The following is a 23,002-nucleotide window of genomic DNA, read 5'->3' on the forward strand; positions in this document are numbered from 1 at the left end:
GCACCGGATAGACTGTCGCCCGATACACTCATCGGCCGCGACGCCCCTGCCTGCCGTCGCCGCCGGAACGCCCCCTTCCACGGAGAACGCATGCTGAAGCGCAGGTTGTTTTCGCTGTTGCTGCTGACGGTTTGCCTGATCGGACAGCGCGCGTCGGCGCAGTCCACGCTCGAACTCGCGACCGGCGGCACGCCCCGCTCTTTCACGCCGCAGGCGCTGCTCGCGCGCGCCGACGCCGTCGAAATCCACGTGCCGCGCGACATCGCGTACGGCAAGCCGATGAGCTTCCGCGCGGTGCCGCTGGCCGACCTGTTGGGCGATACGCCGCTGCCGGAGGACGGCGTGCTCGAAACGCGAGCGGCCGACGGCTTCGCCGCGCAATTGCCGACGCATCTCGTGCGCAGCCGCGCGTCGGCCGACGCCGTCGCGTGGCTCGCGATCGAAGACCCCGCGCACCCGTGGCCGGCATTGCCGGGCAAGACGGTCAGCGCGGGGCCGTTCTATCTCGTATGGCTCGGCCCGAAGGCGTCGGCGGTGCGCGGCGAACAATGGCCTTATCAGATCGTGCGCATCACGATCGAGGCGTCGCCGGTCGCGCGCTGGCCTTCGCTCGCCGTCGATTCGGCGCTGCCCGCCGACGACCCGGCGCGCGCGGGCCAGCGCCTGTTCGTCACGCAATGCCTCGCATGCCACCGCATCGACGGCGCGGGCAGCAGCGATGTCGGCCCCGACCTGAACACGCCGATGAATCCGGTCGAATACTTCCAGCCTGCCGCGCTGCGCCGCTATATCCGCAACCCCGCATCGGTGCGCGACTGGCCGGGCCGCGTCATGCCGGCGTTTCCGCCGGAACAGCTGAGCGACGTCGAGCTCGACCGGATCGTCGCGTATCTCGCGTATATGGCGCGGCGCAAGGCGGGACGCTGATCGAAATATTTCGACGGACGACGTTGTCGACTACCCGAGCGACGATCTCGCCGCGATGCTGGACTCGCACGGCAGATGGGGATACGCGCACAAGGACGGCCGTCCAACCGGCCGTCCGCTACCGGCCCCCCGCTTCGTCACGCGTCGGCTTCCTGCGCGCTGCGCAGCACCGCGTGCAGCAGCACGTCGGCGCCGGCCGCCGCCCATTCGGGCGTGATCGCCTCGGCCTCGTTGTGGCTCAGCCCGTCGACGCACGGCACGAAGATCATTCCCGTCGGCGCAACGCGCGCGACATAGCACGCATCGTGGCCCGCACCCGACACGATGTCCATGTGCGACAGCCCGAGCGCTTGCGCCGCGTCGCGCACCGCGTCGATGCAGCGCGGCGCGAACGGCACCGGCGGATACCTGAAGATCTGCTCGATCTGCGCGCCGAGGCCGGCCTCGGCCGCCACCTTCGCGAGTTCGGCGCGCAGTTCCGCATCGAGTGCGTCGAGCACCGCATCGTCCGGATGACGGAACTCGACCGTGAAGAAGCAGCCGCCCGGCACCGTGTTGCGCGAATTCGGGCGCGCCTCGATCATGCCGACCGTCGCGCGCGCATGCGGCGCATGCCGGCGGCCAAGCGCGTCGACGAACGTGATCATCCGCGCCGCACCCACCAGCGTGTCGCGACGGAATTCCATCGGCGTCGTGCCCGCGTGCGCATCGACGCCCGTCAGCGTCACCTCGTACCAGCGCTGCCCCTGTCCGGCCGTCACGACGCCGATGGTCCGGCCGGCCCGCTCCAAGATCGCGCCCTGCTCGATATGCAGTTCGTAGGCGGCATGCACCGGATAGCCGCCGACGGGCTCGGGCCCGGCGTAGCCGATCCGTTCGAGTTCTTCGCCGATCGTCCTGCCCGCGCTATCGGTGCGCGACAGTCCGTATTCGAGCGTATAGACGCCCGAGAACACGCCGGCCGACACCATCGCCGGCGCAAAGCGCGAGCCTTCCTCGTTGGTCCAGATCACGACGTCGATCGGCCGTTCGGTCTCGATGCCCGCGTCGTTCAGCGCGCGCACGACTTCGAGGCCGCCGAGCACGCCGTAGATGCCGTCGTAGCGGCCGCCGGTCGGCTGCGAGTCGGCGTGCGAGCCGGTCATCACCGGCGCGGCATCGGGATTGCGGCCCGCGCGGCGCGCGAACACGTTGCCCATCCGGTCGACCCGTACCGTGCAGCCGGCGTCGCGCGCCCACTGCACGAACAGGTCGCGCGACTCGCGATCGAGGTCGGTCAGCGCGAGACGGCAGACGCCGCCCTTCGGCGTCGCGCCGATCTGCGCCATCCGTTCGAGCGACGCCCACAGGCGCTCGCCGTTCACGCGCGGCGCGCCGGCCTGCACGGTTGCGTGGTCGTCATGCATTGCCGTCCTCCGGCGCGGCGTCGCGCGACGTGCGTTGCAATGCGTAGCGGAAGTCGCAGCGCTTGCCGCCCTTCATGATCGTGCTGGTGCGCGTCAGCGCGATGCGTGGATCGTAGCCTTCGATGAAATAGCTGTCGCGTGCGCAACTCAGCAGGTGGCCGATCTCGCCGAGTCCCATCGCGTGGTACATCTCCGCGTAGCTGCAGCGATGCACGTCGTAGTCGTAGTATGCGTCGTCGGCGCGTCGCACTTCGACGTCGAGCGCATCGTCCTTCTCCCACAGCACCTGCAGCGCGATGAACGACTGCACGCTCGTGCCGTCGGGCTCCTGCGCGGCGAACGTGCGGCCGGCCTCGACGGCCGCGCCGCGTACGGCTTCCGCGATCACGGCCTGCGCGCGCTCGGTGCCGAATTCGCGCTTCATGATCTCGTAGATCGGCTTGATGATTTCCGCTTCGATGCGGCGCCGCGCGAGGATGCCGAGGCGCGTGTCTTCGGGGGTGGTCGGGGTCTTGGTGGGTTCGGTCATGGAATTGTCTCGATTGTCGGTCCGAGTTAGCGCTTTAGCGCTTACTTGGACCCCATGCAAAGCTGTCGGCTCAAGTCAGCGCTTCAGCGCTTGCTTGGACCCCATGCAAAGCTGTCGTCTGTTACTTCGCCGCAGTCCGCGCGCCGCCGAGCACATCGACGACAGTCCACTTCCCGCCGCGCACCTGATAAATCGTGAAAGCCGGATTCTTCAGATTGCCTTCCTTGTCGAACGCGATCTCGCCCGTCACACCCGGCCGGTCGATCGCGCGAACCGCGGCAACCAGCTTCGCCGGCTGCGTCGTGCCGGCCTTCTGCGCAGCCGCGATCAGCGTGGCGGCCGCGTCGTACGCGAACGGCGCATGCAGTTCGATCGGCGCGTGGAAACGCGCCTGGTACTGCGCGTCGAACGCCTTGCCGCCCGGCATCCGGTCGAGCGGCAGGCCCGGTTCGAGCGCGGTCACGCCGTCGCCGTCCTTGCCCGCGAGCGACAGGAAGGTCTGGCTCACGAAACCGCCCGCGCCGAGCAGCGGCGCGTTCACGCCGAGCTGGCGCATCCGGCGCGCGATCGGCGCGGCCTGCGCATCGAGCCCGCCGAAGAACACCAGATCCGCACGCTTGCCCTTGATCGCGGTCAGCACGCCGCTGAAGTCGGTCGTCTTGTCGTTCACGTACTGGCGATCGACGATCGTGCCGCCGTTCGCCTGCACGCCCTTGATGAACTGGTCGGCCAGCCCCGCGCCGAACGACGTGCGATCGTCGATCACCGCGATGCGCTTCGCCTTCAGCGTCTTCACCGCGTAGGCGCCCGTGAAGTTGCCGCCCGCATCGTCGTGACCCATGATGCGGAAGGCCGTCGCGTAGCCCTGCTGCGTGTACTGATGGCCCGTCGACGCCGGCGCGATCTGCGGAATGCCCGCATCGCGATAGACGCGCGACGCCGGCACGCTGCAGCCCGTGTTCCAGTGGCCGACGACGCCGATCACGTGCCGGTCGACGAGCTGCTGTGCGACCGCGACGGCCGTGCGCGGGTCGGACTGGTCGTCGGCCGCGACGAGCTTGTACACGACGGGCTTGCCGCCAATGCTCGGATGCTTCGCGTTCGCATCGTCGATCGCGAGTTGCGCGCCGTTCTGCAAGTCCTTGCCGATCCGCGCCGACGGGCCGGTCAGCGGCGCGGCCAGGCCGATCAGGATCGTCTGGGGCGCGGATTGCGCGAACGCGGGAACGGAGGCGATCAGGGCAGCCGCGGAAAATGCGACGCCGGCGGAGAAGAAAGCGATTTTCATGTGCAGGGATCGGTCGGTCGGATCAAAACATGAAAAATATTAAAGAATTGGCATCCACACCCCAAATACTCAATTGTTGGATGCTTATGCCGTTCTCGGCACAATAAACCAACCACATGAAAACACGATACTTTTTCTTCTTGTCGCTTACCCTGATTTTTCTATAAAATTCGACACATGAAAAATATCGAACAATTGCGTCACGATCCGCCGCTGCGCGCGGTCCGCGCGTTCGAGGCATTCGCGCGTCTCGGGTCGGTCACGGCGGCGGCGAGCGAACTCGACATCACGCCGTCCGCGGTCAGCCATCAGCTGCAACTGCTCGACGCGTTCATCCAGACGCCGCTGACGGTTCGCGAAGGCCGGCTGCTCGCGCTGACCGACGAAGGGCGCGACTACTACCGGTCGATCAGCGCCGCGTTCTCGGTGCTGCGCAGCGCGACGCGCTTCGTGCGCGATCGCTCGTCGCTGCGGCAGATCACGATCAGCCTGATACCGCTGTTCGGCATCGGCTGGTTCATTCCGCGCCTGCATGCGTTTCTCGCCGACAACACCGACGTCGACGTGACCGTGCTGTATGCGCACCACCGCAACTATCGCAGCGATGCATCGGACCTATCGATCCGCTTCGGCACCGGCGACTGGCCCGGCTATCGCTGCGAGCGGCTGGTGCCGGGCGCGATGGTGCCGATGTGCAGCCCGTCGTTCCTGCAGCGTCACGGGCCGTTCCGCACGCCGGCCGATCTCGCGCAGGCGCCGCTGGTGCACGACGAGGATCGCAGCGCCTGGGTCAATTGGCTGCAGGGCGCCGGCGTGCGGCACGTGTCGCACGCGGTCGGACCGATGTTCGAGGACGGGCAACTCACGCTGAGCGCGGCGCGCGCGGATCTCGGCGTCGCGCTGCTGCGCGCGCCGCTGGTCGAGCGCGAACTCGCGAGCGGCGAACTCGTGAAGCTGTTCGATCATGCGCTCGACGACGGGCGCGATTACTACCTGTGTACGCGCGAGGACGCGGACATGCCGGACGGCGCGAGGCGGCTGGCGGAATGGTTGAGGGAGATGGCGGGGGTGTGAGATTGACATGGCCGTTCGCCTTGCCGCAGCATGCCTGCTCACCGCAACGGGCAACACGCCCTATCGCGCTCTACGAGCGTCCTACAGTCGGAGGGTGACAATGCGTCGCATCTCAATCAATCTGCCCGCAACGGCCGTCGCCGAGCTGACGCGGATTGCCGAATCGGAACACCGTCCGCTCGATGCCGTCGTTCGCGACGTCATCAGCGCCCACGTCGCCAGGATCGGCGACGCCCGCAGCGCCGACGTGTTCGGTCTATGGAGACATCGTGCGCGGTCCGGCAGCGACTACCAGGAAAATGCGCGCGCGCAATGGTCGCGCGAAGCGCGGCACGCCGACGGCCGAGCCACGCCGGAAGCGGCAGCGGACGCATCGGTCGATCGACAGCCGCGCCTCTCGTCCGCACCCCACATAGAATTTCCCGATGCCTCGGATTAAAACAAGCAATTTCACAAGCTCGGGGTGAACCCGGATACTGGCAACACTCCATTCACACCTGACGCAAAGGAAATCACACGATGCCGATCATCAACACCCAAATCAAACCGTTCAAGGCAACCGCATACCACAACGGCGATTTCGTGACCGTGACCGAAGAGAACCTCAAGGGCAAATGGTCCGTCGTCGTGTTCTACCCGGCCGACTTCACGTTCGTCTGCCCGACCGAGCTGGGCGACCTCGCCGACCGCTACGCGGAATTCCAGAAACTGGGTGTCGAAATCTACGGCGTGTCGACCGACACGCACTTCACGCACAAGGCATGGCACGACACGTCGGACACGATCGGCAAGATCAAGTATCCGCTGATCGGCGACCCGACGCTCACGCTGTCGCGCAACTTCGACGTGCTGATCGAGGAAGAAGGAATGGCGCTGCGCGGCACGTTCGTGATCAACCCGGAAGGCGAGATCAAGCTGTGCGAAATCCACGACAACGGCATCGGCCGCGATGCGGGCGAACTGCTGCGCAAGGTGCAGGCCGCGCAATACATCGCCGCTCACCCGGGTGAAGTGTGCCCGGCCAAGTGGACGCCGGGCGCGGAAACGCTGACCCCGTCGCTCGACCTGATCGGCAAGATCTGACGATCGTCCGGCGCGCAATGCGCGCCGTCGCGGGCCGCCGTATCGCGCGGCCCGCGCCCTCCTCCGGCACGACGTGCCCGACCATAACAATCGATACGGAATCCGAATCGCCATGCTCGACGCCAATCTCAAGAACCAACTGAAAGCGTACCTCGACAAGATCACGCGCCCGATCGAACTCGTCGCGTCGCTCGACGACAGCGCGAAGTCGCAGGAGCTGCTGGCGCTGCTCGACGAGATCGCGTCGCTGACGACGCGCGTGACCGTGATCGAACGCCGCGACGACGATGCGCGCAAGCCGTCGTTCTCGATCGGCGAGCCCGGCAAGCCGGCCGGCATCCGCTTCGCCGGCATCCCGATGGGCCATGAATTCACGTCGCTCGTGCTCGCGCTGCTGCAGACCGGCGGCCACCCGATCAAGCTCGACGACGACGTGATCGAACAGATCCGCGCGCTCGACGGCGACTATGCGTTCGAAACGTATTTCTCGCTGTCGTGCCAGAACTGCCCGGAAGTCGTGCAGGCGCTGAACGTGATGTCGCTGATCAACCCGCGCATCCGCCACGTCGCGATCGACGGCGCGCTGTTCCAGGATGAAGTCGAGGCGCGCCGGATCATGGCCGTGCCGACGATGTTCCTGAACGGCGAATCGTTCGGCCAGGGCCGCAGCAGCGTGAAGGAAATCCTCGCGAAGCTCGATACCGGTGCCGGCGCGCGCGCCGCGAAGTCGCTCGAAAGCAAACCCGTGTTCGACACGCTGATCGTCGGCGGCGGCCCCGCCGGCGCCGCGGCCGCGATCTACTCGGCGCGCAAGGGCATCGCGACGGGCGTGGTGGCCGAGCGCTTCGGCGGCCAGGTGCTCGACACGATGGCGATCGAGAACTTCGTGTCGGTGCAGGAAACCGAAGGACCGAAGTTCGCGACCGCGCTCGAACAGCACGTGAAGCAGTACGAAGTCGACGTCATGGACGTGCAGCGCGCGGACGCGCTGATTCCCGGCGACGTGCACCAGGTCCGCCTCGCGAACGGCGCGGTGCTGAAGGCGAAGACGATCGTGCTCGCGACCGGTGCACGCTGGCGCGAAATCGGCGTGCCGGGCGAGCGCGAATACCGCAATCGCGGCGTCGCGTACTGCCCGCACTGCGACGGCCCGTTGTTCAAGGGCAAGCGCGTCGCAGTGGTCGGCGGCGGCAACTCGGGCGTCGAGGCCGCGATCGATCTCGCGGGCATCGTGAAGGAAGTCACGCTGATCGAATACGGTTCGCAACTGCGCGCGGACGAAGTGCTGCAGCGCAAGCTGCGCAGCCTGTCGAACGTGACGATCGTCACCGACGCGCAGACGACCGAGCTGACCGGCGACGGCAGCAAGCTGAACGGAATCGTCTACCAGGATCGTCGCTCGGGCGACGTGAAGCGGATCGACCTCGAAGGCGTGTTCGTGCAGATCGGCCTCGTGCCGAACACCGAATGGCTGAAGGGCACGGTCGAGCTGTCGAAGCATGGCGAGATCGTCGTCGACGCGCGCGGTGCGACGTCGGTGCCCGGCGTGTTCGCGGCCGGCGACGTGACGACGGTGCCGTTCAAGCAGATCGTGATCGCGGTCGGCGAAGGGGCGAAGGCATCGCTCGGCGCATTCGACTACCTGATCCGTCAGGACGCGACGCCGGCGGCAGTGGCAGCCACGCAGCAGCAGGCCGAGGAAGCGATCGCCGCGTAACGCGCACGCAGCAAGGGATCTCTCTTGGCCCCGCATGCCCTGGTCGGCGTGCGGGGTCTTTTTTCGTTCGGAACGGATCGCGCGATCGCTCGTCGCCGTGCGCGACCGCATCGCACGAGCGGGATCGCCGCGATCGTTATTTGGCTGTCGTCGGACCGCCGTTCGCAGGCGTCTGCGACTTGATGCTGCTCGACTCCCTCACCAGTTGCTCGGTCATCGCCGCGGCGACCGGATTCGCGCCCGACGACGAGCCCTGCCGATACGTTCCGGCGCCGGCACCGGCGCCCGTGCCCGCACCCGCATAGGCCGACATCGGCGGCGGCGGCAGCGACGGATCGAGCTTCGCCGATTCGCGGACCAGCGCAGCCGTTTCAGGCGTTTCGGATTTCTGGATCGCAGACGGCGGATTCGCTGCCGCGTGACGTTCAAGGCCCTCGCGGCGGCGCGACGCGTGCTGCGTCGGTTGTGGTGTCGGCGGTGTCGATTGCGCCTGCTGCACCGCGGGCGCCGGCGCCGCCGGGACTGCCGGTTTCGGGGCCGCCGGGGTCGAATCCTGCGCGTCGACCGTCACGACCTTGACGGTCGGCCGCACAACCGGCGTCGCAGGCGGCTGCGGCTTGTCGCTAGCGATATGACCGACAACAGCCGACGCAGGCGCCACGCTCGCGGCAGCAGGTGCGGCCGGCTGCTGCGTCGCTCCGGCGCGCGGCGGCGCGATCGCGCCCTGTGCCGTGTGATCGTCGTTCGCCGGCGCGGCGGCCGCCGGTGCGGCGGAATCGCCGATGCCGGCCTCCTCGATCGCGCGGTGGTCTGCACGCAGCAGCATCACGTAGCCGGTGCCTGCCGCGGCCACCAGCAGCGCGCCGGCGATCATCAGTGTCTTGCGGGTACTCGTCATGCGTGGCTCACTCTTATCGACGTGAACAAGCCATGATACGCGTCCGCCGCCGCGCGATCCCGCATGAATACATTTGGTTGCATTGTGGCGGCAGGCCAATCGTCCGACCTATCCGTCCCCCGCTTCGCGCACGGCGGCGTCAGATCCAGAAGATCGCGACCGCGATCCCGCCGAACAGCGCCCACTTGACGATGTAGTAGACGGTGCGATTCCACGCCTTCAGCCGCTTGCCGGCACGCCGAATCGCGTACAGATACCGGAACGCTCGATTGAGCCCGCCGGTGCGATCGCCGGTTTCGTTCGGCGACGCGGCCGCGCGCATCAGCAGTTGCCCGAACGCGTCGTTGATGCGCTGCGCCCAGCGATATTTCATCGGCCGGTCGATGTCGCAGAACAGGATGATGCGATCGCGCCCGGTGCGGTTCTCGGCCCAGTGCAGATAGGTCTCGTCGAACATCACGGCCTCGCCGTCGCGCCACGCATACGACTCGCCGTCGACGACGATCCGGCACGCGGCGTCGTTCGGCGTGTCGAGCCCGAGGTGATAACGCAGCGAGCCCGCATACGGATCGCGATGCAGCCCGAGCTTGCCGCCCGGCGGCAGCGACGCGAACATCGCGGCCTTGATCGACGGAATCCGCGACAGGATCTCGACCGAGCGCGGACACAGCGCCTGCGCCGACGGATGCGGCGCGTCGTACCACTTCAGGTAGAAGCGCTTCCAGCCGTTGCGGAAAAACGAGTTGAAGCCGATGTCGTTGTACGTGTCCGACGCCTTGATCCGGTTCGCCTCGCGCAGCGCGAGCGCTTCGTCGCGGAAGGTGCGCCATTCGCGCTGCAGCGCCGCCAGTTCCGGGAAGTCGCGCGTGTCGAGAAACGGCGTCGTCGGCACCGACGACAATGCATACGAGAAGCAGTTCAGCGGCGCGGTAAAGGTCGAATGATCGGAGAGCTGCCGGAAAAACCGGTGCCGCACCCTGCCGCGTCGATGCGTGTAGACGACGCACGCAATGAAGACGATCAACAGGACCCAACGCATTTTTATTTCCCCCGTAAGCTGTTTGACGGGATTCTAAATACGGGGAAATTTTTCTGCGCTGTGACGAACGTGCGTGATTGCGCCGGCCGACGAGCGGCCGCGCGACGCTGCGGAGACAGCAAAATACGGCGGAAAGCCCGTATCCACGGGCCTTGCGCGCGCATGCGCAGCGATGCGCCGCGCAGCCGAATGAACGCGCGGCCGGCGATTATTCCGGAAACGGCAAATCAGTTTGTCCGTCTGCGCGCATACCGAACGTATTGAGCGTCATCGCGACGAGCGCGTAATAGCCGAGCAGCGCGACGAGGTTGACGACGACCTCGTGGCCGAAGCGCGCCTCGGCCCGCGCGAACGTCGCGTCGCTGACGCGCCGCGTGTCGTACAGCTCGGTCGCGAACGCATGGATCAGTGCGTCGTCGTCCGACTCGAACGCGGGCGCGACACCGCGCCGGATCGCGTCGGCCGTCGCGGCCGGCACGCCCGCGTCGAGCGCGATCGGATGATGGATATGCCACTCGGCCTGCGAGCGCCAGCGTGCGGCCGTCACGAGAATCGCGAGTTCCGACAGCCGCAGCGGCAGACCCGTGCGATACCGGCAGAACGCGCCGAGCCGCTGTGCATGCTGTGCGAGTTCGGGGCTCGCGATCCAGCCGAGGAACGGCCCGTTCAGGTTGCCGCGCGGGCCGCTGAGGATCTCGGCCAGCACGGCCTTCTGCGCGTCGGTGGCCGACGCGGGATCGAATGGAGGCAGTCTGTCTGTCATGGCGATGAGTCGTTGAAGTCGTGGCTGATGCGATCCGGACGGCAGTCGTGCCGGCCGAATCCGTTATGCGCCGACCGACGCGAGCGCCGCGCCGATCGCATCCGACAGCCGCTCGACGATCGTGTCGATCTGCTGCGCGGTACAGATGAACGGCGGCGCGACGAGGATGTGGTCGCCGTGCACGCCGTCGATCGTGCCGCCCATCGGATACACCATCAGGCCGCGCTGCATCGACTCGCGCTTGACCGCCGCATGCAGCTTCAGCGCGGGATCGAACGTCGCCTTGCTGTCGCGGTCGCGCACGAGCTCGACGCCGACGAACAGGCCGCGCCCGCGCACGTCGCCGACATGCGGATGCGCGGCATGACGCTCGCGCAGCGCCGCGCGCAACTGCTCGCCGCGCGCCTTCACGTTGTCGAGCAGGCGCTCTTCCGCGATCACGCGCTGCACTTCGAGCGCAGCCGCGCAGGCGGTCGCGTGGCCGAGATAGGTATGGCCGTGCTGGAAGAAGCCGGAGCCGTCGACGATCGTCCGGTAGATGCGATCGCTGACGAGCGTCGCGCCGATCGGCTGATAGCCGGCGCCGAGCCCCTTCGCGATCGTCAGCAGGTCCGGCGCGACGCCGTCTTCTTCGCAGGCGAACAGGTAGCCGGTGCGCCCCATCCCCGACATGATCTCGTCGAGGATCAGCAGCACGCCATACTTGTCGCACACCGCGCGGATCTTCTTCAGGTACGTGCGCACCGGCGGCACCGCGCCGGCCGTCGCGCCGACCACCGTTTCCGCGACGAACGCCGCGACGCTTTCCGCGCCGAGCTCGACGATCTTCCGTTCGAGTTCGTCGGCGAGGCGCTGCGCGAACGCCTCCTCGGTTTCGTCCGCGCGCTGTTCGCGATACGCGTAGCACGGACTCACATGATGCGCTTCGATCAGCAGCGGCAGGAACGGTTCGCGCCGCCATGCGTTGCCGCCGATCGCGAGCGCGCCGAGCGTGTTGCCGTGATAGCTCTGCCGGCGCGCGATGAAATGACGGCGCTGCGGCTCGCCCTTCTCGACGAAATACTGCCGCGCCAGCTTCAGCGCGGCCTCGATCGCCTCCGAGCCGCCCGACACGAAATACACGTGCTCGAGCCCGGCCGGCGCGGCGTCGACGAGCCGGTCGGCCAGTTCCTCGGCCGCCTCGGTCGTGAAGAACGACGTATGCGCGTACGGCAGCTGCTGCGCCTGCCGCTTGATCGCGTCGATCACGCGCTGGTTGCTGTGACCGAGACACGACACGGCCGCGCCGCCGCACGCGTCGATATAGCGTTTGCCGGTCGAGTCGATGATCTCGATGCCGTCGCCGGCGACGGCGACGGGCAAGGTGGCGCGGGGCGCGCGATGGAAAACGGTCGTCATGCGTTGCCTCATGGATCAGGTCGCGCCGTGCGCGCGTGCGTCCGGCACGATCCGCGTCGCAAAACGCGCGGTGCCGTGTTGATGAATCGTGAAATCGATCGCCGCTGCGTGTATCGCGAATGCCGCGGTCGCCAGCGTGTTCTCGTCGTCGGGATCGGCCGGGTCGTCGCGATAGATCGGCAGCCCTTCCGGCGCGCGGTCGCCGAGCACGCGCCGCAGCGCGGCTTCGTCGATCGTGTCGAGGCCCGGCGTCAGCGCGTCGACGCGCCGCTGGCGATCGGCCGACGATTGCGTGACGATCTGCGCCTCCGCTTCGCTGCCCGGATGCACCAGATGATTCGCATGGCCGGCGAGCCGCGCGACGTCGACGATCGAACAGCGCGCGACGCTCGCCTCGACGCTCAGCAGCCGCGCATCGCCGGTCGCGCCGAGCGTGTGATGAAAGCCGCTCGCGCGCTCATGTGTGCGCAGCACGTCGAGCGCCGCGTCGAGCGAGGTCGCGTCGAGCACCGCGCGCGCGAGGATCATTCGCGGCACGCCGGCCGCCGGCGTGCGGATCCGCAGATTGTTGATCGCCTGCGCAATGCCCGCGTAATTCGCGGCGAACGTATGGCCCGGCAGCGAGCCCGGGTAATAGAAACTGATGAAGCCCGGCTTGCCGTGCGGGCGGACCTCGACGAGCAGGCAGCGCTCGCGCAGGAACGGATCGCCGTCCTCGTTGTGCGCGATCCAGCGCGTGCCGTCGGCGTCGCGCGCGGCAAGCGTCGTGCAGCCGTCCGGCGCGTTGTGGATCAGCTCGCCGCGGCAATTCCACAGAAAGATGTCGTCGGCGGGCCAGCCGATGCCGGCCGCGATCCCGTCCAGTTCCGCGACCAGATCGGGGTATGCCGCCAGCGCGGCCTCGCGCAGCGCCGCGACGAACGGATGGCCGCGCCAGCGGCTGACGGCCTGCCACGCGCTGCTCTGCTGCATGTACGCGTCGAATACCGGGCGCGCGAGTTCGCCGAGGCGCACGCCGATGTCGAACGGCGCGCCGGCGATGACGGGAGAAAGGGAAAGCGGCATGTCGGACGTTGGGGTCGAATTCCGTTGGCGTGCGGGCGGCCGGCACCGGCGCGCTCCGTCAGATCATGCCGGAAAGCCCGCCGCCGGTCGCATACAACACGCGATGACGAATTAGACGGCGTCGCAACATATGTTGTCAATAGCGCCGCGATGACAACACCGGCGGCATTCGGGCCGCCGGGCGAACAGGAAACGAAGATTGTCCGCTACAGCAACTGGCGCCAGGCGATCGATGTGGCAGTTCGCCGGCACATGGTTGCGTCCGCATCCAATGCCACGCTCTTACGGCGCGCGGGCAACGCGGCCGGCAAGTGACGCGCCGGCCCCGCTTCTTATACTTCGCTTACGGCGCTGCGAAGAACAACCCGACGACGCAGACCATCCCCGCGAACCACACGAGCGAGCGCAGCGACGCCCAGTTCAGCAGGTACATCAGCGCATAGACGATGCGGATCGCGACGAACGCGATCGCGAGCTGGTCGACGCGATGCGGATTCGCGCCGTTGTGCCACGCGACGACCAGTGCGGCCGTGAACAGCGCGAGCGCCTCCCAGGCGTTCTGGTGCGCGGCCTGCGCGCGTGCGCGCCAGCCTTCGAGCCTCGCGAGATAGTCGCGCGGCATGCGATTGTCGTAGCCCTTGCGGGCCTTCGCGAGAAACGTCATCGGGAACGGCAACAGCGCCACGATGAACAGGCACAGCTGGGATGTGGTCATCAGCGTCTCCTCCTTATGATTACATTGTTCGATGTCAAGATCGCCGTGAGCTTAGCATTGCGGGATGCCGTTCGTGCACCGGTTTTCTAGAAGACCGACTCGGCGCGTAGCGCGCACCCAAACATCCACCAAATCGTCGCCAAAAACGTTAATTAAAACTGGTCGAACACCAATAAGATAGCGTTCGATACTGGCTCGACGCGTTGTCGCGCCAGCTTGCCGATCCGCGCCCCGGCGCGCCCCCACGAACGACTCCGACACGAGCCATCGCCATGCCCCGTCCCATCGTCGCCCATATCCGCCCCGACGCGATCCGCCACAACCTCGATTTCATCCGTCGCACCGCCGCGCAATCGCGCGTGTGGGCCGTGATCAAGGCCGACGCGTACGGTCACGGGATCGAACGGATCTATCCGGGCCTCGCGGCCGCCGACGGCATCGCGCTGCTGGATCTCGCCGAAGCCGTGCGCGTGCGCGAGCTCGGCTGGGACAAGCCGGTGCTGCTGCTCGAAGGGATCTTCGAGCCGGCCGACATCGAGCTGGTCGAGCGCCATCGGCTGACGGTGTCCGTCCACTGCGACGAGCAGCTCGACATGCTGATCGCCGCGAAGCCGCAGCAGCCGATCGACATCCAGCTCAAGATGAACTCCGGGATGAACCGGCTCGGCTACCGGCCCGACGCGTTCCGCGCCGCGTGGGAGCGCGCGGCGAGCGCGCCGTCGATCGGCAGGATCACGCTGATGATGCACTTCGCGAATGCCGACGACGGCGAGGTCGACTGGCAGCTCGATACGTTCGACGCGGCCACGGCCGGCATTCCGGGCGAGCGCTCGGTGTCGAACTCGGCGGCCGTGCTGTGGCATCCGCGCGCGCATCGCGACTGGGTGCGGCCCGGCACGATCCTGTACGGCGCATCGCCGACCGGCGCGTCGCGGCATATCGCCGACATGCCGCTGATGGCCGCGATGACGCTGACCAGCAAGATCATCGGCGTGCAGACGCTCGCGCCGGAAGAAACCGTCGGCTACGGCCGCCGCTTCACGGCCGACCGGCCGATGCGGATCGGCGTCGTCGCATGCGGCTATGCGGACGGCTATCCGCGCCACGCGCCGACCGGCACGCCGATCGCGGTGGACGGCGTGATGACGCGTGTCGTCGGCCGCGTGTCGATGGACATGCTGACGGTCGACCTGACGCCGTGCCCGAACGCGGGCATCGGCTCGAGCGTCGAGCTGTGGGGCGATCAGGTGAAGGTCGACGACGTCGCGGAAGCAAGCGGCACGATCGGCTACGAGCTGATGTGCGCGCTCGCGCGGCGCGTGCCGGTCGTGATCGTACCGCCGGGCGCATCGACCGTGCAACCCGCGCTGCGCACCGGCAGCTACGGGCGGTAAGCGGCAAGCGCGGCGGCGAACTGCCGCCGCCCCTTCTCACGCAACTACGTGCGCCACGTCGGCGCCCGCTTCTCCAGGAATGCGTCGATGCCTTCGCCGGCATCCTCTTCCATCATGTTGCGCGCCATCACGTCGCCCGCATACGCATACGCGTCGTCGAGCGACAACTCGCGCTGCCGGTAGAACATCTGCTTGCCGTACCGCACCGCGGCCGGACTCTTCGCGACGATCTCCGCGACCGTGCGCGCGACCGCCGCGTCGAGCGCATCCTCGGGCACGGCTTCGTTGACGAGCCCCCACGCCGCAGCCGTCGCCGCGTCGACGAAGCGACCGGTCACGAGCATGTCGAATGCGCGCTTGGCCGTCACGTTGCGGCTCAGCGCCACGGCCGGCGTCGAACAGAACAGGCCGACGTTGATGCCCGACACCGCGAAGCGCGCGGTATCGGCCGCGATCGCGAGGTCGCACGCGGCAACGAGCTGGCAGCCGGCCGCCGTCGCGATGCCGTGCACGCGCGCGATCACCGGCACCGGCAGCGCGCGCATTGCAAGCATCACGCGGCTGCATTGCGCGAACAGCGCGCGGTAGTAGTCGAGCCCGGGCTTGCTGCGCATCTCGCGCAGGTCGTGTCCCGCGCAGAACGCGCGGCCTTCGGCGGCCAGCACGACGCAGCGCAGGTGCGGATCGGCGGCCAGCGAAACGAATGCGTCGTGCAGGCTCGCCAGCATCGCCTCGGACAACGCGTTGAACTGCTGCGGGCGGTTCAGCCGCAGCGTGACGACGCCGTCGCGCGCGTCGCGCAACAGGATCGGATCGGCAGTCTCGTGATGGGATTCCATGATGTTCCGCTCGACGGGGTTCGCAGGATGCGGTTCGGCGCGAACGGACCATAATCGCGCGCGTTCACCGCAGGTCGGTGAAATGGTCCTCCACAATCCGCGCGGCGTCCAGCCGCGCACCGCCATCGTTTTTCAAACAGCGATCGAACCCGGTTCGCCGCTCGCGACGCGCGCGATCGTCTGCCGCAGCCACTGGTGCGCGGCATCGCCGTGCCGGCGCGCATGCCAGTGCTGCGCGAACTCGAACGAATCGATCGGGAACGGCGGCTCGAACACGCGCAGGCGCGGGTCGTCGCGCACGCGGTCGAGGTTGCGGCGCGCGACGGTCAACACCAGGTCGGTGCCGGCGATCAAGTCGTTCGCGACGCTCCAGAACGGCAGGATCACCGCGATGCGCCGCTCGCGGCGCAGCCGCGCGAGCGCGCGATCGACCTCGTTGTCCATCCCGTCGCGCATCGCGACGAGCGCATGCGGCCGCGCGAGCCATGCATCGAGCGCGAGTGCGCCGCGACGCGGCATGCGGCGCGCATCGGCCATGCACGCGAACGATTCGACGAACAGCGGCTGCGCATGCAGTTCGCGCTGCAACGCGGGCAGCACGCCGAGCGCGAGATCGACCTCGCCGTCCATCAGCTGCATCCGCATCGCCTCGCGCGTCGCCTGCGACACGATCAGCTCGATGCCCGGCGCGTCGGCGCGCAGCGTCTTGACGAGCGCCGGCAGCACGATGCGCGCGCCGTAGTCGGACATCGCGATGCGAAACACGCGCGCGGCCGCCGACGGATCGAACGCGGGCGGCTCGATCAGCGCACCGAGCCGGCCCAGCACGTCGTTCAGCGGCTCGACGAGTTCGTTCGCGCGCGCGGTCAGTTCGAGACGGCCGGCGCGCCGCACCAGCAGCGGATCGCCGAAGATCTCGCGCAATCGCGCGAGCGCATGGCTGACCGCCGGCTGGCTGCGGTGCAGCCGCACGGCGGCACGCGAGATGTGTCGTTCGCTCAGCAGCGCATGCAGCGTCACGAGCAGGTTCAGATCGATGCGCGCGGGATTATTCATGGCACGAATATGAAGCATCCGAAGGACGAATTTCCATTCGCGATCTTAATGGACGACAATCATTTCGACACCTTTTCATAAGCGACCACGATGTCGACTTCCGTTTCCCTCGCCACCCTTCCGCTCGCCGTCGCGGCGTTCGTCGCCGGCGCGCTCGTGCCGCTGCAGGGCGGCAGCAATGCCGCACTCGGGCGGGCGCTCGGCCATCCGCTGTGGGCGAGCGTCGCGTCGCTGACGGTCAGCCTGCTCGCGGTGCTGCCCGTGCTGCTGGCCACGCGCGCGCACGCGCCGCTCGTCGGCGAGGCGCTGCAGCGCCCCGCGTGGGTGTGGCTCGGCGGGCTTGCGGGCGTGATCTACATCACGCTCGCGCTGATCCTGACGCCGCGGCTCGGCGCGACGACCTTCATCGTCTGCGTCGTCGCCGGGCAGATGCTCGCGTCGCTGCTGATCGACCACCACGGGCTGATGGGCTTGCCGCAGCGGCTGGCGACACCGGGCCGCATCGCCGGCGTCGCGCTGATCTTCGCCGGGATGCTGGTCGTGCAGTGGCAGACGCGCGCGCCGGATCGCGTGACCGCCGATCCCGCGCGCGCGTCGGTGCGTTGACGGCGGCGACGCCGTCTCGGGCGACCTGCGCCGCGCATGCGCCCGCCTTCGGATACCGCCCGGCCCGCGTGCCGCGTTACCCGGCCAGCTTCTTCAGCGCGTCGAGCACCGCGTCGCCCTTGAACGGCTTCACGATCCAGCCCTTCACGCCGGCGGCCTTGCCGCGCTCCTTCATTGCCGGGCTGCTTTCGGTCGTCAGCATCACGACGTTGACCGACGCGTTCGCCAGTTCGCCGCGAATCTTCTCGACCATCGTCAGGCCGTCCATGTTCGGCATGTTCACATCGCTGATCACGAGGCGCACGCCGGGCGTCGCCTTCAGCTTCGCGAGCCCGTCCTTGCCGTCGACCGCCGTCGCGACGTCGAGCCCGTGATTGCGCAGAAAGCCTGCGACCTCGTCGCGCACCGTGCCCGAATCGTCGACCACCAGAATCTTTGCCATGCGTTGCTCCTTTCCGTTGTTCCAGACTTCAATATTCAAAACAGTTCGAGTTCGCCCGATTCGACCATCGGTCCCACGTCCTGCACCGACTCGCGGAAATCTTCCGGCGACCAGCTCAGGCTGAACACGAAACGCTGATCGATGCACACCGACCGCCCCGACGCCGGATCGGTCATCCGGTACTTGAAGCAGAGCTGCGGACAGTCGCCGCCGAACGAGATGAACTTCTGCTTGTGATTGACGACGAGCGGCACCTGCACCGGATGGCGTGCCAGCGCTTCGGCATCGCCGAGATAGCGGTTCTTGAACGCGCCCCACACGAGATTGGTCAGCTCGCCGAGCACGCCGTTGACGTCGCGAAAATCCGGCGCGCGGCCGTCGGCGTGCGTGCCGCCGATCATGTCGAGCAGCGGCTGCTCGCTCATCTGCAGCAGCATGTAGCCGCGGCACCATGCGCTTTCGAGCGCGATCAGGCTGAACACTTCGCCGAAGATGATCTGGTCGCGCACGATGCACGGCGTGTCGCGCTCGATCGTCATCCCCGGGAACAGGCTGTCGAGCCGCGCTTCGGTGATCTCCGAGATGCCGCGCACCAGCGCGTTCGGATAGTCGCGGCTGAACAGGTACTCGTCGACTGCGCGCCGCAGCGGCGTCATGTCGTCCGCGGCGTAGGCCGCGCAGGCGACGCGCGCGAGCGCGTCGGGCAGCCCGTCGCGCGACGCGAGCGACGTGCGGCGCAGGATGATCGGCAGCTCGGGGCGCAGCGCGTCGATCTGCGTCGCGACGATCGCGCTCTCGGCCGGCGAGCCGCCGTAGTCCTCGGCGAGCAGGATCGCGCCGAGATCGATGTTCGAGCGCAGCACCTTCAGCAGCCGGCTGCGCCGCACGGTCAGTCCGACCAGGTTGTGTTCGTCGCAGAAGCGCTTGATCGCGTCCGCGTGCGTGCGGCTGTCGTCGAGCACGAGCACCTTGCTGACGGGTTGGTCTACGGTCATCTCGAAGGATTCCTGGGTTTCGGTTGCAGGTCGGTCAGAACAGTTCGAGCTCGCCGCCCGTATCCGGCGCGGCCGTCTCGGGCACGTGGAAATCGACCGGCGCGTTCGCGCATATGCACAGCGTCGCGCCGATCCGCACGTCGCCGTCGAGCGTCAGGTCGTACGCGGCGACATGGTCCGGCGCGAGCGCGGGCAGATAGTCGACGCTCGCGCCGCTCAGCAGGTAAGGCGTCGACATCCCGAGATCGGGAAACGGCACGGTCAGCGCCTGGTTGATCGCGCCGCAGCACAGGTTCGCAACTTCCATGAACGCTTCGGGCAGCGGCCGCTGCGCGGCGCCGGCCGGCATCGCCGCGGCGAAATGGCGGCGCGTCGCGTCGTCGTCGCTGAAGCGCAGCGCGAGCAGCAGCCGGAAATGCAGCGCCGAGATCGTCAGCACCGCGACATGCTCGGCCGCCTTCGCGCCCGCCCGCGCACGCGACTTCGCGTGCGCGGCATCCGGCACATCGGTCGCGGCCGGTCGGATATCGCATGTGCCGCTACCCGACGCGAGCCGCGTGCGCGCCGCGTCGAAGAAGATCCGCTCGAAGCCGCCCTTCGCCTGCTCGCTGATCACGCCGCCGCTCCTTCGAGCCGCGCGTGCAGCTGGCCGGCCAGCGTCTCGACGGTCGCGAGCGCGGCCGTGATCATCTTGCCGCCCGCCTGGATATCCTGGAACGTTGCGGCGGTCACGAGATCGTTGCGGTTCAGGCTGTCGCGATAGCTGTTCGACAATTGCTGCGAGCGCGCGGCCAGCCCGCGCACCTCGCTCGCGACGATCGAGAAGCCGCGGCCCGCGGTGCCGGCGCGCGCAGCCTCGATCGACGCATTCAGCGACACGATCGACACGTGCGCGACGATCGCCGACAGCTCCTGGTTCTTCGCGCGCATGTCCTGGTTCTGCGTCGTCAACGAGATCATCTGCTCGTGCCAGCGCTCGAACGTGCCGGCCAGCCCGCGCAGCCGTGCGGCTTCGTCGGCGATCTTCAGCGCATGCTGCGCGAGCGCGGCGCGCTCGGCCGACAGCGCGTCGAGCGCATCGCGCTGCGTGTCGCGCCCGGCCTGCTCGTGCGCGAGCGCCTGTTCGAGCTGCGCTTCACGCTGCGCCCACGCGTCGGCCGCGTCGGCCTGCGCGGACGCCGCTTCGGCAGCGCGTGCGTCGGCAGCTTCCAGCGCTGCGCGCAACGCGTGCTCCGCATCGGTCGCCGCCGCGACCAGCCGCGCGCGCATCGCGCGCAACACGATCGCCGCCAGCGCCGCGACGACGAGGCCGCCCGCCAGCGCAGCGGCGATCTGGGTCATCCATGCTTGCACGATCATTCCACCGCGTCGAGGTCCGTCACACTCGTGCGAGCCTGCGCTCGCTCCGCCGTCGCATGACCATGGCCATGGTGCGCGTCCGCCGCGAAGCGGGCCGGCAGCGACACGATCGTCTCGAATGCGCGATACGGCGCGCCGACGCGATCGTCGGTGAAGCGCAGCGCGATGTCGCCGCCGTCGCGCTTCAGGAAATTGCGCACCGCGTCCATGCCGACGCCGCGCCCCGACACCTCGGTCACCGCATCCGCAGTCGAAAAGCCCGGCCGGAAAATCAGCTCGGCGACCGCATCGTCGGGCAGTAGGTGGGCCTGGTCCGCGTCGATCCAGCCGCGCTCGCGCGCGATCCCGCGAATTCGGTCGAGCGCGAGGCCGCGGCCGTCGTCGCTCAGCACGAACCGCAGCTCGGCGCGGTCCATGCCGACCGCGATGTCGATCGTGCCGGCGGCCGGCTTGCCGGCCGCGCGACGTGCTTCGGACGTCTCGATCCCGTGATCGACCGCATTGCGCAGCAGATGCATGAACACGTTCTTCAGCGTCGCGACGATTTCACTGCGCACGCGATGGCCGTGGCTGTCGATATGCACGACCGGCGCCGGCTTGCCGAGCTCGGCCGCGAGCGACGGCAGCGACTCGATCACGCTGCCGAGCGCATCGCCGATCCCCTGCGTGCCGAACTGGCTCAGCATGCGCCGCACCGCGTCGCGCGCCGCGTGCCAGTCCGACGCATTCGCCGGGTCCGCGCCGTCGAGCATCCGCAGGCTCTCGCTGATATGCGCGCGATCGACCATCAGGTAGCCGGCCGCGTCGGCCCCTGCCGGTGCGCCGCTGCGGCCGAGCGTCTCCGCGTTGATCGTCGCGTAGTGGTCGACGGCGTCGCGCACGCGCGCGAGGTCGTCCATCAGCGCGTCGCGGTCCCATGCCGGGCCGCCTTCCGCACGGCGCAGCGACTCGTACGCCTGCTCGGCCTCGTGCACGATATTGGTCAGATGCTGAAGGCTGTACGTGCGCGCGTTGCCCTTGATCGTGTGCATGTTGCGGAACAGCGCGGCGACGACCGAGTGGTCCGCGTTGTCGTGCTGGCGGATCATTCGCTCGTTCTCGCTGAGGAAGCCCTTCGCGCTGTGCACGAAATCGTGGAACTTGTCCTGGCTGATCGCGAGAATCTCGCCGATCATCTCGAGGCGGCGCTGCTGCTCGCCGGCCTGCGCGGTCAGCTCGCGGATCTCGGTCACGTCGCGCACGCACAGCATCAGGCGCGCGACGGTGTCGGTCTCGTCGGTGATCGCCGACCAGCTCAGGTCGAGCCATTTCTCGCGGCCGTCCGGCATCCGCTTCGCGACTTCGTTGACGAGCAGGTGCGCGTTGAACTCGAAGTTCATGCTGTCTTCGCCGAGGCACGCGTGCACGGCCGCGTCGACCTGCGAGCGCGCGTCGGAGCCGAGGTTCGAATCGTCGAACACGAGCGCCATCAGGTCGCGGCCCGCGATGTCGTTCGTCTCGAAGATGGTTTCGAGGTACGCCGAGTACTCGGCATGCACGACGCCGCCGTCGACCACCGTCAGGATCCCCTGCTGCATGTTCTGCAGCATCGCCTGGATGTCCGCGGTCTTCTGCTTGAGCTGCGCGGCGTTCTGCTGGATCTTCTCGATCATCCCGTTGAACGCGACGATCGAATGGCCGATCTCGTCCATCCGGCCCACCGGCACGCGACGCGTGAAATCCTGGCTCGTCGCGATCTCGCTCATCATCGTCTGCATGCGGCTCAGCGGACGCGTGATCTGGCGGTACAGCACGAAGCCGAGCGCGGTCAGCAGCACGATCACGGTGCCGGCGACGCCCGCGATCGCGGTCGCCGTGGTCGACAGCATGCCGTTCAGCGCGAGGATCGCGTCGTCCTTCTGGCGATTCTTCTCGACGCGCAGCGTGTCGACGATGCTTTCCAGCTCGTCGCGATACTGCGCGACGTTCGCGAACAGGAAGGCCTGCGCCATCTCGGCCTTGCCTTCGGTCTTCATCTTCACGGTGTCGTCGATCGCCGCGAAGTAGTTCGCGACGCTGTCCTTCGCCTGCGCGACGAGGCCCTGCTGCGCGCGGCCGACGGCCGACTGCGCCTGCGCGTCGAGCGCCGCGCGCAACGCGGCCTGCTTCGCCTTCAGTTCGTCGCGCGCCTGCGACGCGGTGTTCGCGTCGGGCGCGTAGACGAGCGTCATCGTCGCGATCTGGATGTTCTTCACATCGGCGACGAGATCCGCGGACGCGAGCGCGCTCGGCACGATTCCCTGCGTGACCTGACGCACTTCGGACGCGCTCTTGCGCGTCTGGTACACGGCGTAAACGCCGATCGCCGACAACGCGACGAAGGTCAGGACAACCAGCAACGTAATGCGATGACGGATGGTCATGTGTACA

Annotated in this window: 23 protein-coding genes; 7 read left to right on the forward strand and 16 right to left on the reverse strand. The window is 68.0% G+C overall.

Going from position 1 to position 23,002, the window contains the following annotated elements:
• Positions 1–90: 90 nt before the first annotated feature.
• Positions 91–927: a c-type cytochrome gene (locus BST28156_RS00725; RefSeq protein WP_174901161.1), complete on the forward strand. Its 837-nt coding sequence runs from the start codon at positions 91–93 to the stop codon at positions 925–927.
• A gap of 137 nt (positions 928–1,064) precedes the next feature.
• Here BST28156_RS00725 and BST28156_RS00730 read toward each other — a convergent pair whose 3' ends face one another.
• The 3 genes from BST28156_RS00730 to BST28156_RS00740 all read right to left on the reverse strand — a co-directional run bounded on the left by BST28156_RS00730 (position 1,065) and on the right by BST28156_RS00740 (position 4,150).
• Complete coding sequence (locus BST28156_RS00730) at positions 1,065–2,333, reverse strand: Zn-dependent hydrolase (protein ID WP_174901162.1); 1,269 nt, start codon at positions 2,331–2,333, stop codon at positions 1,065–1,067.
• Positions 2,326–2,862 (reverse strand): L-2-amino-thiazoline-4-carboxylic acid hydrolase, encoded by a 537-nt coding sequence (locus BST28156_RS00735; RefSeq protein ID WP_174901163.1) that lies wholly within the window; start codon positions 2,860–2,862, stop codon positions 2,326–2,328. The genes BST28156_RS00730 and BST28156_RS00735 overlap by 8 nt, the downstream gene beginning before the upstream one ends.
• A 121-nt stretch (positions 2,863–2,983) precedes the next feature.
• On the reverse strand, positions 2,984–4,150 hold the full coding sequence (locus tag BST28156_RS00740) for a branched-chain amino acid ABC transporter substrate-binding protein (RefSeq protein WP_174901164.1): 1,167 nt from the start codon (positions 4,148–4,150) through the stop codon (positions 2,984–2,986).
• A gap of 177 nt (positions 4,151–4,327) precedes the next feature.
• Here BST28156_RS00740 and BST28156_RS00745 point away from each other — a divergent pair, with 177 nt between their 5' ends.
• From BST28156_RS00745 to ahpF, 4 genes are all read left to right on the forward strand, one after another.
• On the forward strand, positions 4,328–5,224 hold the full coding sequence (locus BST28156_RS00745) for a LysR substrate-binding domain-containing protein (protein ID WP_174901165.1): 897 nt from the start codon (positions 4,328–4,330) through the stop codon (positions 5,222–5,224).
• 100 nt (positions 5,225–5,324) lie between these two features.
• Positions 5,325–5,663 carry a CopG family transcriptional regulator gene (locus BST28156_RS00750; RefSeq protein ID WP_254596330.1) on the forward strand — a complete coding sequence of 113 codons (339 nt, stop codon included), beginning with the start codon at positions 5,325–5,327 and terminating at the stop codon, positions 5,661–5,663.
• An 80-nt stretch (positions 5,664–5,743) separates the two neighbouring features.
• The gene (gene ahpC / locus BST28156_RS00755) at positions 5,744–6,307 is read left to right on the forward strand and encodes an alkyl hydroperoxide reductase subunit C (RefSeq protein WP_174901166.1); all 564 of its coding nucleotides are present in this window, start codon (positions 5,744–5,746) and stop codon (positions 6,305–6,307) included.
• Between the two features lie 112 nt (positions 6,308–6,419).
• Entirely contained in the window at positions 6,420–8,024 is a 1,605-nt protein-coding gene (ahpF, locus tag BST28156_RS00760; protein WP_174901167.1) for an alkyl hydroperoxide reductase subunit F, read from the forward strand.
• 136 nt (positions 8,025–8,160) lie between these two features.
• On the opposite strand, the gene BST28156_RS00765 is transcribed toward ahpF, so the two are convergent.
• From BST28156_RS00765 to BST28156_RS00790, 6 genes are all read right to left on the reverse strand, one after another.
• Positions 8,161–8,922, reverse strand: a complete 762-nt coding sequence (locus BST28156_RS00765) for an extensin (RefSeq protein WP_174901168.1) — start codon at positions 8,920–8,922, stop codon at positions 8,161–8,163.
• Between the two features lie 139 nt (positions 8,923–9,061).
• Positions 9,062–9,961 (reverse strand): lipid A hydroxylase LpxO, encoded by a 900-nt coding sequence (gene lpxO, locus BST28156_RS00770; protein WP_174901169.1) that lies wholly within the window; start codon positions 9,959–9,961, stop codon positions 9,062–9,064.
• 208 nt (positions 9,962–10,169) lie between these two features.
• Complete coding sequence (locus BST28156_RS00775) at positions 10,170–10,724, reverse strand: carboxymuconolactone decarboxylase family protein (protein ID WP_060238794.1); 555 nt, start codon at positions 10,722–10,724, stop codon at positions 10,170–10,172.
• A 63-nt stretch (positions 10,725–10,787) separates the two neighbouring features.
• Positions 10,788–12,122: an aspartate aminotransferase family protein gene (locus BST28156_RS00780; protein ID WP_174901170.1), complete on the reverse strand. Its 1,335-nt coding sequence runs from the start codon at positions 12,120–12,122 to the stop codon at positions 10,788–10,790.
• 15 nt (positions 12,123–12,137) lie between these two features.
• Positions 12,138–13,187 carry a C45 family autoproteolytic acyltransferase/hydrolase gene (locus BST28156_RS00785; protein WP_174901171.1) on the reverse strand — a complete coding sequence of 350 codons (1,050 nt, stop codon included), beginning with the start codon at positions 13,185–13,187 and terminating at the stop codon, positions 12,138–12,140.
• 343 nt (positions 13,188–13,530) lie between these two features.
• Entirely contained in the window at positions 13,531–13,902 is a 372-nt protein-coding gene (locus BST28156_RS00790) for an MAPEG family protein (RefSeq protein ID WP_060238801.1), read from the reverse strand.
• 272 nt (positions 13,903–14,174) lie between these two features.
• Between BST28156_RS00790 and alr the strand changes: the two genes are divergently transcribed.
• Positions 14,175–15,296 (forward strand): alanine racemase, encoded by a 1,122-nt coding sequence (gene alr, locus BST28156_RS00795; protein ID WP_174901172.1) that lies wholly within the window; start codon positions 14,175–14,177, stop codon positions 15,294–15,296.
• A 44-nt stretch (positions 15,297–15,340) separates the two neighbouring features.
• On the opposite strand, the gene BST28156_RS00800 is transcribed toward alr, so the two are convergent.
• Both BST28156_RS00800 and BST28156_RS00805 read right to left on the reverse strand, forming a co-directional pair.
• A complete protein-coding gene (locus BST28156_RS00800; RefSeq protein WP_174901173.1) occupies positions 15,341–16,135 on the reverse strand; it encodes an enoyl-CoA hydratase in 795 nt (264 codons plus the stop codon).
• 132 nt (positions 16,136–16,267) lie between these two features.
• Positions 16,268–17,191 carry a LysR family transcriptional regulator gene (locus BST28156_RS00805; protein ID WP_174901174.1) on the reverse strand — a complete coding sequence of 308 codons (924 nt, stop codon included), beginning with the start codon at positions 17,189–17,191 and terminating at the stop codon, positions 16,268–16,270.
• Positions 17,192–17,281: 90 nt separating this feature from the next.
• Here BST28156_RS00805 and BST28156_RS00810 point away from each other — a divergent pair, with 90 nt between their 5' ends.
• Positions 17,282–17,797, forward strand: a complete 516-nt coding sequence (locus BST28156_RS00810; RefSeq protein WP_174901175.1) for a DMT family transporter — start codon at positions 17,282–17,284, stop codon at positions 17,795–17,797.
• 76 nt (positions 17,798–17,873) lie between these two features.
• On the opposite strand, the gene BST28156_RS00815 is transcribed toward BST28156_RS00810, so the two are convergent.
• The 5 genes from BST28156_RS00815 to BST28156_RS00835 are packed head-to-tail and all read right to left on the reverse strand — an operon-like array spanning position 17,874 to position 22,995.
• Positions 17,874–18,239, reverse strand: coding sequence for a response regulator (locus tag BST28156_RS00815; protein ID WP_060238818.1), 366 nt, complete (start codon positions 18,237–18,239; stop codon positions 17,874–17,876).
• Between the two features lie 35 nt (positions 18,240–18,274).
• Positions 18,275–19,234 carry a chemotaxis protein CheX gene (locus tag BST28156_RS00820; protein ID WP_174901176.1) on the reverse strand — a complete coding sequence of 320 codons (960 nt, stop codon included), beginning with the start codon at positions 19,232–19,234 and terminating at the stop codon, positions 18,275–18,277.
• 34 nt (positions 19,235–19,268) lie between these two features.
• Positions 19,269–19,850 (reverse strand): hypothetical protein, encoded by a 582-nt coding sequence (locus tag BST28156_RS00825; RefSeq protein ID WP_174901177.1) that lies wholly within the window; start codon positions 19,848–19,850, stop codon positions 19,269–19,271.
• Positions 19,847–20,593 (reverse strand): methyl-accepting chemotaxis protein, encoded by a 747-nt coding sequence (locus tag BST28156_RS34935; protein ID WP_174901178.1) that lies wholly within the window; start codon positions 20,591–20,593, stop codon positions 19,847–19,849. The genes BST28156_RS00825 and BST28156_RS34935 overlap by 4 nt, the downstream gene beginning before the upstream one ends.
• Positions 20,590–22,995 carry an MCP four helix bundle domain-containing protein gene (locus BST28156_RS00835; RefSeq protein WP_174901179.1) on the reverse strand — a complete coding sequence of 802 codons (2,406 nt, stop codon included), beginning with the start codon at positions 22,993–22,995 and terminating at the stop codon, positions 20,590–20,592. Before BST28156_RS00835 ends, BST28156_RS34935 begins: the two co-directional genes overlap by 4 nt.
• Positions 22,996–23,002: the final 7 nt, after the last annotated feature.

Source organism: Burkholderia pseudomultivorans (genome assembly GCF_902499075.1).
Lineage (GTDB): Bacteria > Pseudomonadota > Gammaproteobacteria > Burkholderiales > Burkholderiaceae > Burkholderia > Burkholderia pseudomultivorans.